Here is a 14,726-nt window from a genome sequence, read left to right as displayed (position 1 = left end):
CCTTATAGGTGAAGGAAAAATTTTAAGAAACATAATCGAAAATGACGAAGTACCGAATATGATATTTTACGGTCCGAGCGGAGTCGGTAAAACTACCATTGCAAACATAATCGCTCAAAAAACGGGTAAAACTTTGCATAGACTTAATGCGACAACTGCGTCCGTTGCGGATATAAAAAATATTGTATCAACGCTTGACAGCTTTTTGGCAATGGACGGAGTATTGCTGTACCTTGACGAAATACAGCATTTTAATAAGAAACAACAACAGTCTTTGCTTGAATTTATGGAAAACGGCAAGATAACGCTTATCGCAAGTACAACGGAAAATCCGTATTTTTATGTGTATAATGCGGTGCTTTCGAGAAGTGTTGTGTTTGAATTTAAACAGATTGAACCGAGCGAGATTGAAAAGGCACTTGAAAGAGCGGTTGAAGAATTAAAACAATCGGATTATAAAGGCTTTGACGTAACCGTTGACAAAGACGCAATACGGCATATGGCGCACGTTTCAAACGGAGATGTGAGAAAGGCTTTAAATTCGCTTGAAGTTGCATTTATTGCAACACCGCCAAACAAAGATAAAAAAATACACATATCGCTTGACACGGCGGTACAGGCAACGCAAAAAAAAGCTATGCGTTACGACCGTGACGGTGACAGTCATTATGATATTTTAAGTGCGTTTCAAAAATCAATAAGAGGTTCAGATCCGGATGCGGCAGTTCATTATCTTGCAAGACTTGTTTCGGCAGGTGATTTGCCGAGCATTTGCCGCAGACTTTTGGTTATTTCGGCAGAGGATATAGGACTTGCATATCCCCAGGCTATATCGGTCGTGAAAGCTTGTGTTGACAGTGCCCTGCAGCTTGGTTTCCCAGAGGCGAGAATACCGCTTGCGGAAGCGGTTATTTTACTTGCAACCGCACCAAAATCAAATTCGGCAATAATGGCGATTGACAGTGCGTTGAGTGATATTGAGGGTATGGATACGGGCGATATACCGGAACATCTGAAAGATTCGCATTACGGCGGAGCAAAAAAACTCGGTCACGGAACAGAGTACAAATATCCGCACAGTTATGAAAATCATTATGTCAAACAGCAATATTTGCCTAACAACATTATGGACACTAAATATTACGATTTTGGGGACAATAAAACCGAACAGTCGGCAAAAGTTTATTGGGACAGAATAAAGAAAGGAATTTGATTTATGAAAGACGGATTTGTAAGATGTGCAAGCGCAACTGTTGATATAAAGGTTGCGGACACTGATTATAATACATCAAATATAATAAAGGCAATCGAAGACGCGGCTCAAAATAATATAAAGCTTATAGTATTTCCGGAACTTTGCATAACGGGATATACTTGCGGTGATTTGTTTTTGCAGAAAATATTGCTTGACAGTGCAAAAGACAGCTTAATCAAAATAGCAAAAGCAACGGAAAATCTTGATATAACCGCCGTTGTCGGACTTCCGTACGTTGCGGAGCAGACGCTTTATAATTGTGCCGCAGTGGTAAACGGGGGACACATAAAAGGTCTTGTTCCGAAACTCAATATTCCAAACTATGCCGAATTTTATGAGGTAAGACATTTTACGGCCGGTAAAAATGAAGTGACATATGTGAATATAAACGGTGAAGAAATACCGTTCGGTGCAAATATATTATTTAAAACAGATGCGTGTGAAGATTTTGTTCTTGCGGTTGAAATTTGCGAGGATTTGTGGACGGCTATGCCACCGTCGGTCAACCACGCGCTTGCAGGTGCAACAATTATAGCAAATCTTTCTGCGAGCAATGAAGTTATTGCAAAAGATGAATACCGCGAAATGCTTGTAAAAAGTCAGTCTGCAAAACTTTATTGCGGTTATATTTATTCCGATGCGGGATACGGCGAATCAACGACTGACCTTGTATTTGCAGGTGATAATATGATTGCCGAAAACGGCACGATTTTGGCAAGAAGTAAAAGATTTAACAACGAATGTGTATATACCGAGCTTGATTTGGAAAGACTTGTGGGTGAGAGAAAAAAGAGCAATACCTATAATATAGTCGGCAGTGAAAAATATATGAGTGTAAAACTTGATATGAATATCGGGGACACTAAAATAACACGATATGTCGATAAACAGCCGTTCGTTCCGTCAGACGACAAAAAGCGTGAAAAACGCAGTGAAGAAATCCTTTCAATTCAGTCGCTGGGACTTAAAAAGCGACTTGACCATACACATGCCAAAACGGCTGTTGTGGGTGTAAGCGGAGGACTTGACTCGACACTTGCACTTTTGGTAACTGTGCGTGCATTTGACAGTCTTAATCTTGACAGAAAGAATATAATCGCGGTAACAATGCCGTGTTTCGGTACAACGGACAGAACGTATAACAATGCGGTTAATTTTGCAAATTCGCTTGGTGTTACATTAAAAGAAGTAAATATCAAAGCGGCAGTAAATCAGCATTTTGCGGATATAGAACACGATCCGAATGTCTATGACGTGACATATGAAAATTCTCAGGCGAGAGAAAGAACTCAAATTCTTATGGACGTTGCAAACAAAAGCGGCGGTTTGGTAATAGGTACCGGTGATATGTCCGAGCTTGCACTCGGCTGGGCAACGTATAACGGCGACCATATGTCGATGTACGGCGTTAATGCAGGTGTTCCGAAAACACTCATTCGCTACCTTGTTGATTACGAAGCGAAACGTACAAATAACGATATATTGAAGAAAACATTACAGGACATATTGGATACACCTGTAAGTCCCGAACTTCTTCCGCCGAAAGACGGAAAAATATCTCAAAAGACCGAACATATTGTCGGTCCGTATGAACTTCACGATTTCTTTTTGTATCATCTTATGCGTTTTGGTTCAAAACCGTCAAAGATACTGAGATTGGCTGAAGTTGCGTTTGATGGGATATACGACAGAGAAGTTATACTTGAATGGTTAAAGGTATTTTACAGAAGATTTTTTGCACAGCAATTCAAACGTTCGTGCCTGCCTGACGGTCCGAAAGTAGGAAGTGTTGCTCTTTCTCCGAGAGGCGATTGGCGAATGCCGTCCGACGCCTCATATCAAATTTGGGCGAAGGAGCTTGAAACACTTTAACGCCCTATTCTATGGAGGGATTTCGGTGTCAAAGAGTAAAGTTTGTTTAATTTTATCGGCATTTATTTACGGATTTGCACCGATACTGGCTAAATTTGCATACAAAAGCGGAGCAAACGGAATTACGCTTACTTTTTTGCGTACATTCCTAATGCTGCCGCTTTTATTTTTTATAATGATTTTCAGAAAAGTGTCGTTTAAACTTACAAAAAAAGAGCTTATAGATATAATTCTACTTGGTGTGGTGGGTGGCTCGTTTTCAATGATTTCACTTTATGCCGCATATGACTATATCTCAACAGGACTTGCGACAACGCTCCATTTTATATATCCGCTTATAATAGTAATAACTTCGGCGGTAGTGTACAAAGAAAAAATCAAGAAGATAAAACTTCTTGCGGTTATGCTTGTCACGCTCGGAATGTTTATGTTTGTTGACCTTAATAATACAGCCGATAAAATCGGCGTGATACTTGCGATTTTGTCGGGAATATTTTATAGCTTTTATGTCGTTTATATGTATCGTTCCAAACTTGACGAAATGGACTATATAAAACTTACGTTTTATCTTATGATTATTATGAGTATCGGCACATATATTTTCGGTTTGACAACTGATAGCTTGGTGTTTGAGAAAATGGATTATAAAGCATGGATACTGTCGGTGGCTATATCACTTATTATAACGCTTGGAGCAGTGCCGCTTTTTCAAGTGGGAGTACGCTGTGAGGGTGCGTCAACTGCTGGAATAGTATCGGCGTTTGAGCCGATTACTTCAATAATACTCGGTGCGATATTCTTGGGCGAAACAATGGGATTGGTGCAGTATATCGGCGGTGGTTTGATTATTATAGGGGTAATTTTGACGGAAAAATACGATTAACTCTTCTTTAACTTGACAATATTGTATATATTATGATATTATATATGTATTCTAATATGTAGTATATATAAGAATACTAAAAGCAATACGTGAAAGGGGAGAACAGATATGGATACTAATTCAGAAAATGTTGTGGAAGTAAAGGATAAAGTTATTGAAAGGGTAAAGGTATTTGATAAAAAGAAATTAGCGATAATTATACCTATTGCAATTATATTGATTGCCGCAATAATCGTGTTTGCAAACAGAAATTTTATTATGGGCAATTATAATTGCGGAAAAGGAAATTATCAAGCGGCAATTACATATTATTCAAAGATAAAAAAGATTAAGGGTAAAACACTGTCTCAATATCAAAATTTGCGTACATATGAGAGCGGTAAGGACGCGTTAATTAGAGATGATATGCAAACGTTATCATCTGTTGTTGCGAACTTGAAAAATGTAACTACCGAATATCCTACAAAATCGGAAATCAACCAATTAAATATTGATTATGAAAAACGCAACGAAGAAATAAAAAAGAATGATACACAAATAGAAGAAGTTACAAAACTTTTTTCTGATGTGACAAAGGTTTCGGACATAATCGGCAAATGTGATGAATTAAAGAAAAACAAACTTACACAGTCACAGATAAGTCAAGTGGACGAAATTAAAAAAGTGGCGTCTGCATATGTTGAAATAAAGGGCGAATTTGACAAAGGCAATAATGAGGCTGTTGTTGAAAAAGTCGGTCAAATATCGGGAGTTTATCAGAAGTACGGTATAAGTAAAAATATTGATGAATTTAAGGATAAGGCACAAGCCGCTATAGAAGAAAGAAAATTGATTGACGAAAAATTAAAAAATATAAGAGATAATTTTAATGCCGGAAACTTTGACAGTTCACTTAACGAGGCAGATGAATTGCTGAAAATGAACTTGAAAGAGGAAGAAAAAAAGGAAGTCGAAACGATAAAATCAACTTCGGAAACGAAAGTGGCAGAGGCGAAAGCAAAAGCTGAACAAGAGGCGGCAGCGGCAAGACAAAAAGCCATTGATGAGGCTATAAAAGTAAATGCATCTACTTTATATGAGGAATTCAACACAAATAATGTTGGTGCGGAAAACAAATATAAAGGTAAAATGCTTTTGGTAACGGGTACTGTTTATAATATAGACAAAACTTTCTTCTTGGGAACGGCATATGTAAATCTTATGGCGGGATATGTGGCAGACGGTGTAACGGCATATTTTTCTTCTGAAGGCAAGTCGCAAATCACCAATGTTTCGCAAGGACAAACTATAACTGTTTTAGGAAGATGTTCAGGACGAAGTCTTGGAAGTGCAATTTTAAATGATTGTGTTTTAGTAAATTAAATAAATTTTGATAAAGACAGCGTATGCTGTCTTTATTTTTGCCAAATACCTTGATTTTTTTCTGTGTTTGTGTAATAATACATATTGGATAATAATGCGGAGATAAAAATATGAGAAAAGTTAATACCACAATTAAATATATAGAACCGTATTCAATCGCGGAAGATGCCGGAATTGAAGTCGGGGATAAGCTGATAAGCATTAACGGACACGATTTTCACGATATACTGGAATATCGCTATCTTACAGCCGAATATGAAGTTACTCTCGAAATACTGAAAAAGGACGGTACTACCGAAGTTATAACGGTTGAAAATGATTACGACGATATAGGTATTGAATTTGAAGAGGGACTTATTGACGAGGCACAAAGTTGTCGAAATAAGTGTATATTCTGTTTTATAGATCAGTTGCCTAAAGGTATGCGTGAAACGGTTTATTTTAAAGATGATGATACGAGATTATCGTTTTTGCAGGGAAACTATGTAACGCTTACGAATATGTCAGACGAAGAAATAGACAGACTTATAAAAATGCGTGTCTCGCCGATTAACGTATCGGTTCAGGCAACCAATCCCGAACTTAGATGTAAAATGCTGAATAATCGTTTTGCGGGTAAGTGCTATGACATAATGAAAAAGTTTGCGGCTAATAATATTTATATGAACTGTCAGATAGTGCTTTGTCCCGAAATTAATGACGGCAAGGAACTTGACAGGTCAATATCCGAACTGGCGGCACTGTTCCCGAATGTAAACAGTGTATCAATCGTTCCTGTCGGTCTTACACGCTATCGTGACGGACTTTATCCGCTGAAACCGTTTACAAAGGAAACTTCCGCACAAACAATAAAGCAAGTTGAGACTTGGCAGAAAAAACTGTATGATAAACTTGGAACAAGGCTAATTTATCTTTCTGACGAATTTTATTTGAATGCGGAATTGCCTATACCTGACGCAGAAGTGTATGAGGGTTTTCCGCAGCTTGAAAACGGTGTAGGATTGATTGCCAGTATGGCAGAAGAATTTGATTCGGCAATTAAACTTGTGAAAAACAAAAAGTATGACAGAAATGTAACTCTTGTAACAGGTGAGGCGGCGGCATCTTTTATAACGGGTTTGTCGGAACGTCTTATGGAAAAGACAGACGTAAAGATAACTGTTTATGCGATAAAAAACAACTTTTTCGGCGGAGGCGTAAACGTTTCGGGACTTGTCACGGGCGGAGATATAATCGACCAGCTTAAAGACAAGCCTATAGGGGATATAATGCTTATTCCGCACAGTATGCTGAGAGATGAAGACGGGATTTTTCTTGATGATTTGACTGTATCAGACGTTGAAGAAGCGTTGAATGTGAAGATAGAGCCTGTCATAAATGACGGATATGAATTTATTGAGAAAATCTTGGGAGAAGAACTTGAATTTTAAAAGGAGAAGAATATGAAACCATTGGTAGCGATAGTCGGCAGACCGAACGTCGGAAAATCGACTCTGTTTAATAAGATAACAGGAAAGAGAATAAGTATAGTAGAGGACACACCGGGTGTAACGCGTGACAGAATTTATTCTGATGCAGTGTGGCTTGATAAGCACTTTACGCTTATCGACACAGGCGGTATCGAGCCTGCGTCAAAGGACGAAATCCTTGTACAAATGCGCCGTCAGGCACAGCTTGCCATTGAAATGGCAGACGTTGTTGTGCTTATGACAAACGTAAAGGACGGTGTTACGGCAAACGACCAGGACGTTGCACAAATGCTTTTAAAGGCGAAGAAAAAGATTGTGCTTGCCGTAAACAAGGTTGACAATACAGGCGATCCGCCGTTTGAATTTTATGAGTTTTATAATTTGGGACTTGGCGATCCGATTGCTATTTCATCAACTCACGGTTTGGGTGTAGGTGATTTGCTTGACGAAGTTACTCACTTGTTCCCTGAGGACGCAGATACGTCAGATGACGAGGACGAAATTAAAGTTGCGGTAATCGGTAAACCTAATGCAGGTAAGTCGTCGCTTATAAATAAAATTTTGGGTGAGGACAGAGTTATTGTAAGTAACATCGCAGGAACAACGCGTGACGCAATCGACTCACATTACGAAAAGAACGGCGACAAGTATTTGTTTATAGATACCGCCGGTATGAGAAAACGCGGTAAAATTGACGAAAACGTAGAGCGTTACAGTGTTGTACGTTCGCTTGCGGCGGTTGACAGAAGTGACGTGTGCGTTATTATGATTGACGCAAACGAGGGTATTACAGAACAGGACACAAAGGTTGCCGGCTATGCTCACGAGCAGGGTAAGGCTTGTATTTTTGCGGTTAATAAGTGGGATATTGTTTCTAAAGACACAAAGACTATGAAAAACTTTACAATGCGTGTGCGTGAAGAATTTGCGTTTATGTCGTATGCGGAAATTATATTCATCAGTGCAAAGACAGGTCAGAGAGTTGACAAGCTTTTGGAACTTATCAAGAAAGTAAATGAGCAGCACAAGAGAAGAATTACAACCGGTATGCTTAACGACGTCTTAAACGAAGCAATGGCAAAGCAACAGCCGCCATCAGACAAGGGCAGACGTTTAAAGGTTTATTACGGTACACAGGCCGCAACAGCACCGCCGACATTTATTTTGTTCGCAAATTCGAAGGATTTGTTCCACTATTCATATTTGAGATTTATCGAAAATCAAGTGCGTGAGGCATTTGGTTTTGAGGGAACACCTATAAAGTTTATCGTAAGAGAGAAAAATGAAAAGAAGATGTAATGGGAGATAGTTATGACATATTTAATAATTGCCCTGACGGCAATAGTATCATATTTAATCGGTTCGGTTAATTTTTCTATACTGCTTTCAAAAATGCTGAGCGGTAAGGATATCCGTGAAAGCGGTTCGGGAAATGCGGGCGCAACGAATATGCTAAGAACATACGGCAAGAAAATGGGTGTTATAACACTGTTGCTTGACGTGTTAAAAGGCATAGTCGTGATACTTTTATCAAGATTTGTAAAAAATATTGCGGGTACAGATGAAATATATCCTGTTATAAGCTATATCGCAGGTGTATGCGTAATTCTCGGTCATAATTTTCCGCTTTACTTCGGATTTAAAGGCGGCAAAGGCGTTGCGACTTCGCTGGGCGTTGTGTTAATGCTTGACTGGAAAGTCGGACTTATTGTGGCTGTTGTTGCAATAGCGGTTATGGCAGTAACAAGGTATGTATCGCTCGGTTCAATCTTGGGCGGTGCAATGTACATAGTTATAGAAATCGTTAAAATGATTGTTACAAAGAACGTTGATGCAATTCAGCTTGTGTGCGTTGTTATTATCGGCGGACTTTTAATAGCAAGACATCATGCAAATATAAAGAGATTACTTAGCGGTACGGAAAACAAACTTGGAGCAAAAAAAGGAGAAGTAAAATGAAAATTGCAGTAATTGGCTCAGGCGGTTGGGGAACTGCCATAGCGATACTTTTATCTTCAAGAGGACATAATGTATATTTATGGTCGTGGATACAGGAAGAAACGGACAGACTGAAAAAAGACAGAGAAAACAAAGAATTTTTGCCGGGAGTGAAATTTCCGGATACAATTTATTGCAGTCACGATATGGCTGAATGTACAGACGGAGCGGAGCTTATTATAACAGCCGCACCGTCACCGGCAACGAGAACAACGGCGAAACAGCTTTCGCCGCACGTTAAAGAGGGACAGAAAATAGTAAATATATCAAAGGGACTTGAAGAAGGTACACTTTTACGTCTTTCACAGGTGTATAAAGAAGAAATTCCGCAGGCGGATATATCTGTTATGAGCGGCCCGTCACACGCAGAAGAGGTTTCAAGAGGACTTCCTACAACAAATGTTGTTGCGTCGGAGCATATTGATACGGCTAAATTTATTCAAGACGTGTTTATGGGCGATATGTTCAGAGTGTACACTTCAACCGATATAATCGGTGTTGAACTTGGCGGAGCACTTAAAAACGTTATCGCACTTTGTGCGGGAATAAGTGACGGACTTGGTTACGGCGACAATACAAAAGCGGCACTTATGACAAGAGGTCTTGCTGAAATTGCAAGACTCGGCAAGGCTATGGGTGCAAATGAAAAGACATTTATGGGACTTAGCGGTGTAGGTGATTTGATTGTAACTTGCACAAGTATGCATTCGAGAAACAGACGTGCCGGAATACTTTTGGGTCAAGGCAAGAGTTTAAAGGAAACTTTGGAAAGCGTTCATATGGTTGTTGAGGGTGTAAACACCGCAACGGCGGCATATGAAATGGCACACAAATATAATGTTGAAATGCCTATTGTTGAAGAAGCTTATAATATTTTGTACAATGGCAGAAATGCAAGAGAAGCGGTATTATTGCTTATGACGCGGGAGAAAAGAGAAGAAAAATGAATGTAATCGTAGTAGGCGGCGGTAAGGTCGGAAGAAAGCTTGTAGAGGATTTTAATTATGAGGGCGATGACGTAGTTCTTATTGATATTAAAAGTGAAATCTGCGACCGAATTCAAGATGATTATGATGTAAGGTGCGTATGCGGGAGCGGTACTGACCTTGAAGCTTTGCGCGAGGCGGAGGCTAACAAGGCAGACATATTTATTGCTGTTACGGAAAATGACGAATTTAACGCACTTTGTACCGTTATGGCTAAAAAACTCGGTGCGGGCAGATGTGTTGCAAGAGTGAGAAACAGAGAATATTTTAAACAGCTTGATTTTATGCGTAACGCTCTCGGAATAAATCTTATAGTAAATCCCGAATACGCAACTGCTTGCGAAATATCGAGAATACTTCGTTTTCCTGCCGCAATCAAAACAGAAACTTTCGCAAAAGGCAGAATTGAACTTATTGAATTTAACATCAGTTCGGATAACGCACTTTGCGGAAAAGCTATTTTTGAGATATACAAAAAGTTTAAGATAAAACTTCTTATATGTGCGGTGCAACGCGGTAACGAGGTGTATATTCCGAACGGTGATTTTGTTATCGAAAGCGGAGATAAACTTCACATAACCGCATCTCACAGAGATGTTGCGAAATTTATGCGTGAGATAGGTGTTATAAACACAAAGGTTAAAACCGCAATTATAATCGGCGGCGGAAGAATATCGTTTTATCTTGCGAAACAGCTTCTTGAAAGCGGCATAAGGGTTAAAATTATAGAACACAATATGAACAGATGTAAGGAATTGACCGAGCATTTGCCGAAAGCGGATATTGTGTGTGCCGACGGAACGGATAAGCACGTTCTTGCACAAGAGGGCATTGACAGAGTTGATTCGCTTGTTGCACTGACGGGTATTGACGAAGAAAATATGATTATATCAATGTATTCGCAGTCAAGATTTGTCGATAAGATTGTAACAAAGGTAAACCGTCTTTCGTTTGCGGAGCTTATGGAAAACACAGGCGTGTACAGTATCGTTACGCCTAAAAACATAACCGCGAATATTATAATCGGTTACGCAAGAGCAATGAAATCGGCAAAGGATACGGAAATGAGAACTCTTTACCGAATAGTAAACAATAAAGCCGAAGCTATGGAATTCAGAGTTACAAGAGAATCCGAGCTTACTTCAAAATCGCTTTCACAGATTAAGATGAAACGTAATGTTTTGATTGCGGCAATTCTCAGAAATAACAAGATTATACTGCCGGACGGTGAGAGTAAACTTGAAGTCGGTGATACTGTTGTGATTGTGACAACACATCATATTACCACACTCGGCGATATACTTGCATAGCGGTTACGAAAGGAAAAGATATGAATTATAGGATGATAGCATATTCCGTAGGACGAATACTTGTAGCCGTTGCGGCAACAATGCTTGCACCTTTGGGATTGTCTTTGTTTTACGGTGAGTCAATAGCTTTGGCGTATGTAATACCGATAGTAATATCCGTATTAATCGGACTTTGTGTATCTGCAAAAGCACCGAAAAATAAAAGCCTTTACGGACGTGACGGAATGTTTATCGTTGCGATAGGCTGGATTGTAATATCAATAATCGGTTGTCTGCCGTTTTATATCAGCGGTCAGATACCAAGTTTTGTGGACAGTTTTTTTGAAACGGTGTCAGGTTTTACAACAACCGGTTCATCTATACTTACAAATGTCGAGGCGCTTGACAAGAGCTTGCTTTTTTGGCGAAGTTTTACCCATTGGCTCGGCGGTATGGGTGTACTTGCGTTTGCAATGGCAATTTTTTCGTCAAAGGATACAAGAACAACTCATATGATGAGAGCGGAAATGCCGGGACCTGTTGTAGGCAAACTTGCAAGCAGATGGCAGTTTTCACTTAGAATACTTTACGGAATATATATAGCACTTACGGTCATTGAATTTGTGCTTTTGCTGTTCGGCGGTATGCCTGTATTTGACAGCTTGCTCCATACATTCGGCACAGCCGGTACAGGTGGTTTCGGAATAAAGAATAGTTCCGTTGCGTATTATAACAGTGCATATATCGATTATGTTATCGGTATATTTATGATGTTGTTCGGATTGAATTTTAACGTGTATTTCTTGATAATTGCAAGAAAATTCTCACAGATAAAGAGTAATGACGAAGTTAAGTGGTATATAGGAATGATGATAGGTGCGACGGTAATTATTGCACTTAATATTATGCCTGTGTATCACGGATTTGGCAGAGCATTCAGATATTCATTTTTCCAAGTGTCGTCAATTATGACAACGACGGGATATTCAACTGCCGACTTTGTTCGTTGGCCTATGCTTTCGCAGATTATACTTGTACTATTGATGGTAGTCGGCGCGTGTGCAGGCTCAACAAGCGGCGGTATGAAAGTTACAAGATTTATTATACTTATGAAAACAGCCACTCACTCAATAAAAAAGGCGGTAAGTCCGCGAAGTGTATTTTCGGTTAAGGTTGACGGCAAAACGGTTGAAAAGAATATCGTAAACGGTGTGTTGGGATATTTCGTTGTATATATGTTGTTTGCGGCTGTGTCAATTCTCCTTATCAGCTTTGATAATAAGGACTTCACAACAACGGTTACTGCCGTAATTGCGACTATGAACAACATTGGTCCGGGATTGGGATTGGTAGGCCCGACAGGCAGTTTTGCCGATTTTTCGGCATTGTCAAAAATAGTGATGTCAATAGGTATGCTTGTAGGCAGACTTGAATTTTATCCGATACTTATATTGTTTTCGCCGTATGCGTGGAAACGAACTTAAAGAGCCTGACGACAGCTCCGAAAATCACATCGGAAGATGTGATTTTTGAGTATTTTTTGGAGAAAGCAAATAAATATGAATATTATCAGAAAATTTTTATTTCACAAAAGAATAAATACGGCAAGACGTATTTCGTTTGGATTTGCGTTGATTATCCTTGTCGGAGCATTACTTTTAATGTTGCCGATTTCGTCAAAAGAAAGAGTTGTGACGCCGTTTTTGTCGGCACTGTTTACAACAACGTCCGCAACTTGCGTAACAGGACTTACGCTTATAAATGTCGGTGCATATTTCAGCTTGTTCGGACAAGCGGTGATACTGTTTTTAATTCAGCTCGGCGGTTTGGGATTTATGACGATACTTTGTATTGTGTTTATAGTTTCAAACCGACAAATCGGACTTAGAAACAGAATGCTTATAGCACAGACAATGGGTACGGAAAGCCTTGAGGGAATAGTCAAACTTGCAAAGCACGTTTTGCATATAACGGGAATTATAGAATTGTTGGGCGCGATAGTGCTTTCAATACGTTTTGTACCGAAATACGGATTTTTTAAAGGAATGTGGTTTAGTATATTTCATTCCGTATCGGCATTTTGCAATGCGGGATTTGATATAATCGGTGACGGAAAAAGTATGCTTTCATACAGACACGATCCGCTTGTACTTTGTACGCTTGCGATACTTGTTGCCATAGGCGGATTGGGTTTTATTGTGTGGGAGGATATTATCGCAAAAAAATCGTGGAAAAAACTTAACGTGTATTCAAAAGTAATAATTTTGGCACAGATATTTTTTATTGTCGTGGGTACATTTGTGTATTTCATTCTTGAATACGGCAACATAAATACAATCGGTGCTGAAAGTGTCGGTCAGAAAATATTGGCGTCATTCTTTCAGTCGGTCACAACAAGAACGGCCGGATTTGACGCACTTATACAGAATAATTTAACCGACTTGTCAAAGGCTTGGGGAACGGTGCTTATGATGATAGGTGGCGCTTCAGGCTCGACTGCGGGCGGCGTAAAGCTCGGAACGGCTGTACTTGTAATAATGACTTTGATTTCCGTATTGCGTGGCAAATCTGATGTTGTTATTCACGGCAGAAGAATTGCACACACGACTATTCTTCAAGCAATGGCATTGCTTGTATTGTGGCTTGTGCTTGTTGTGGGCGGTTCGGTGCTTATAAGTTATATTGATAATCAAGATTTGATAAATTCGATATACGAAGTGGCGTCGGCATACAGTACGGTCGGTCTTTCGGTCGGTGTATCGGGGAGCGCGTCCACATTTACAAAGATTTTGCTTATTGTATATATGTTCTTCGGCAGAGTGGGCATTATGACTATAAGCGTTGTGTTTATGACTCGCATCAGAAAAACTAATGATATAAGGTATCCGGAATGTAATTTCATTGTCGGATAGCAGAAAGGCTAAGGATTTGTTATGAAAACTTTTACAGTAATAGGATTGGGCAGATTCGGAACATCTGTTGCAACGCAACTTTTTAATATGGGTTATGAAGTGCTTGCGATAGACAAAAATATGGATAAAATAAACGCTATTGCAAATTTGGTAACAAGAGCGGCTTGTACCGACGCAAAAGACGAAAGCTTGTTAAAACAACTTGGAGTGAAAAACTCGGATTGTGCAATCGTGTGTATCGGCGGTGACGATATAACGGACAGCGTACTTACAACTCTTGCACTAAAAGATATGGGAGTTAAGCAGGTTGTCTGTAAAGCAAAGGATAATATGCACAAAACCGTACTGAAAAAAGTCGGTGCGGATAATGTTATAATTCCCGAACAGGAGGCAGGCATTAAAGCCGCAATAGAACTTGTTTCTGACAGATTGCTTGATATAATCGAATTGTCGGACGAATACAGTATTGTGGACGCTGTTGTACCGAACACATGGATAGGCAAGAGCATTATGGAATTGTCTGTTCGTAAAAAATATAACGTAAATATTGTTGCGATAAAGAGTAATAACGGCGGTAAGGTGAATATTTCACCTGAACCCGAATACAAATTTAAAGATACCGATATTGTCGTGCTTGTAGGAGATACCGAGTCGATAAACAGATTGGAAAGTATATAAAAGACTGTATATAAAAAGTATT

Annotated in this window: 12 protein-coding genes; all 12 read left to right on the top strand. The window is 39.4% G+C overall.

Annotated features, from left to right (window positions below):
• On the top strand, nt 1-1,213 hold a 1,213-nt coding region (locus ACLTU0_RS04220), incomplete at its 5' end, for a replication-associated recombination protein A (protein WP_412321492.1).
• A 3-nt stretch (nt 1,214-1,216) separates the two neighbouring features.
• Complete coding sequence (locus tag ACLTU0_RS04215; protein WP_412321491.1) at nt 1,217-3,127, top strand: NAD(+) synthase; 1,911 nt, start codon at nt 1,217-1,219, stop codon at nt 3,125-3,127.
• 25 nt (nt 3,128-3,152) lie between these two features.
• Nucleotides 3,153-4,010, top strand: a complete 858-nt coding sequence (locus tag ACLTU0_RS04210) for an EamA family transporter (RefSeq protein WP_412321490.1) — start codon at nt 3,153-3,155, stop codon at nt 4,008-4,010.
• A 108-nt stretch (nt 4,011-4,118) separates the two neighbouring features.
• The gene (locus ACLTU0_RS04205; RefSeq protein WP_412321489.1) at nt 4,119-5,372 is read left to right on the top strand and encodes an OB-fold protein; all 1,254 of its coding nucleotides are present in this window, start codon (nt 4,119-4,121) and stop codon (nt 5,370-5,372) included.
• Nucleotides 5,373-5,482: 110 nt separating this feature from the next.
• On the top strand, nt 5,483-6,802 hold the full coding sequence (locus ACLTU0_RS04200; RefSeq protein WP_412321488.1) for a DUF512 domain-containing protein: 1,320 nt from the start codon (nt 5,483-5,485) through the stop codon (nt 6,800-6,802).
• A 12-nt stretch (nt 6,803-6,814) separates the two neighbouring features.
• Nucleotides 6,815-8,140, top strand: coding sequence for a ribosome biogenesis GTPase Der (gene der / locus ACLTU0_RS04195; protein ID WP_022230761.1), 1,326 nt, complete (start codon nt 6,815-6,817; stop codon nt 8,138-8,140).
• A 12-nt stretch (nt 8,141-8,152) separates the two neighbouring features.
• Nucleotides 8,153-8,800, top strand: coding sequence for a glycerol-3-phosphate 1-O-acyltransferase PlsY (gene plsY / locus ACLTU0_RS04190; RefSeq protein WP_412321487.1), 648 nt, complete (start codon nt 8,153-8,155; stop codon nt 8,798-8,800).
• Entirely contained in the window at nt 8,797-9,786 is a 990-nt protein-coding gene (locus ACLTU0_RS04185; RefSeq protein ID WP_147513688.1) for an NAD(P)H-dependent glycerol-3-phosphate dehydrogenase, read from the top strand. Before plsY ends, ACLTU0_RS04185 begins: the two co-directional genes overlap by 4 nt.
• Entirely contained in the window at nt 9,783-11,135 is a 1,353-nt protein-coding gene (gene trkA, locus ACLTU0_RS04180; RefSeq protein ID WP_412321486.1) for a Trk system potassium transporter TrkA, read from the top strand. The genes ACLTU0_RS04185 and trkA overlap by 4 nt, the downstream gene beginning before the upstream one ends.
• A gap of 20 nt (nt 11,136-11,155) precedes the next feature.
• On the top strand, nt 11,156-12,598 hold the full coding sequence (locus ACLTU0_RS04175; RefSeq protein ID WP_412321485.1) for a TrkH family potassium uptake protein: 1,443 nt from the start codon (nt 11,156-11,158) through the stop codon (nt 12,596-12,598).
• Between the two features lie 75 nt (nt 12,599-12,673).
• Nucleotides 12,674-14,026 (top strand): TrkH family potassium uptake protein, encoded by a 1,353-nt coding sequence (locus ACLTU0_RS04170; protein WP_412321484.1) that lies wholly within the window; start codon nt 12,674-12,676, stop codon nt 14,024-14,026.
• 21 nt (nt 14,027-14,047) lie between these two features.
• Nucleotides 14,048-14,704: a TrkA family potassium uptake protein gene (locus tag ACLTU0_RS04165; protein ID WP_337599050.1), complete on the top strand. Its 657-nt coding sequence runs from the start codon at nt 14,048-14,050 to the stop codon at nt 14,702-14,704.
• Nucleotides 14,705-14,726 lie beyond the last annotated feature (22 nt).

This window comes from Hominilimicola sp. (genome assembly GCF_046972485.1).
GTDB lineage: Bacteria > Bacillota > Clostridia > UBA1381 > UBA1381 > Hominilimicola > Hominilimicola fabiformis.
The sequence above is the reverse complement of the archived record's forward strand: the minus strand, read 5'-3'. Positions and strand labels throughout refer to the sequence as shown.

Coding starts and splice junctions, on each gene's coding strand:
- ACLTU0_RS04215 (WP_412321491.1), top strand. CDS start 1,217: ATGAAAGACGGATTTGTAAGATGTGCAAGCGCAACTGTTGATATAAAG.
- ACLTU0_RS04205 (WP_412321489.1), top strand. CDS start 4,119: ATGGATACTAATTCAGAAAATGTTGTGGAAGTAAAGGATAAAGTTATT.
- ACLTU0_RS04200 (WP_412321488.1), top strand. CDS start 5,483: ATGAGAAAAGTTAATACCACAATTAAATATATAGAACCGTATTCAATC.
- der (WP_022230761.1), top strand. CDS start 6,815: ATGAAACCATTGGTAGCGATAGTCGGCAGACCGAACGTCGGAAAATCG.
- plsY (WP_412321487.1), top strand. CDS start 8,153: ATGACATATTTAATAATTGCCCTGACGGCAATAGTATCATATTTAATC.
- ACLTU0_RS04185 (WP_147513688.1), top strand. CDS start 8,797: ATGAAAATTGCAGTAATTGGCTCAGGCGGTTGGGGAACTGCCATAGCG.
- trkA (WP_412321486.1), top strand. CDS start 9,783: ATGAATGTAATCGTAGTAGGCGGCGGTAAGGTCGGAAGAAAGCTTGTA.
- ACLTU0_RS04175 (WP_412321485.1), top strand. CDS start 11,156: ATGAATTATAGGATGATAGCATATTCCGTAGGACGAATACTTGTAGCC.
- ACLTU0_RS04170 (WP_412321484.1), top strand. CDS start 12,674: ATGAATATTATCAGAAAATTTTTATTTCACAAAAGAATAAATACGGCA.
- ACLTU0_RS04165 (WP_337599050.1), top strand. CDS start 14,048: ATGAAAACTTTTACAGTAATAGGATTGGGCAGATTCGGAACATCTGTT.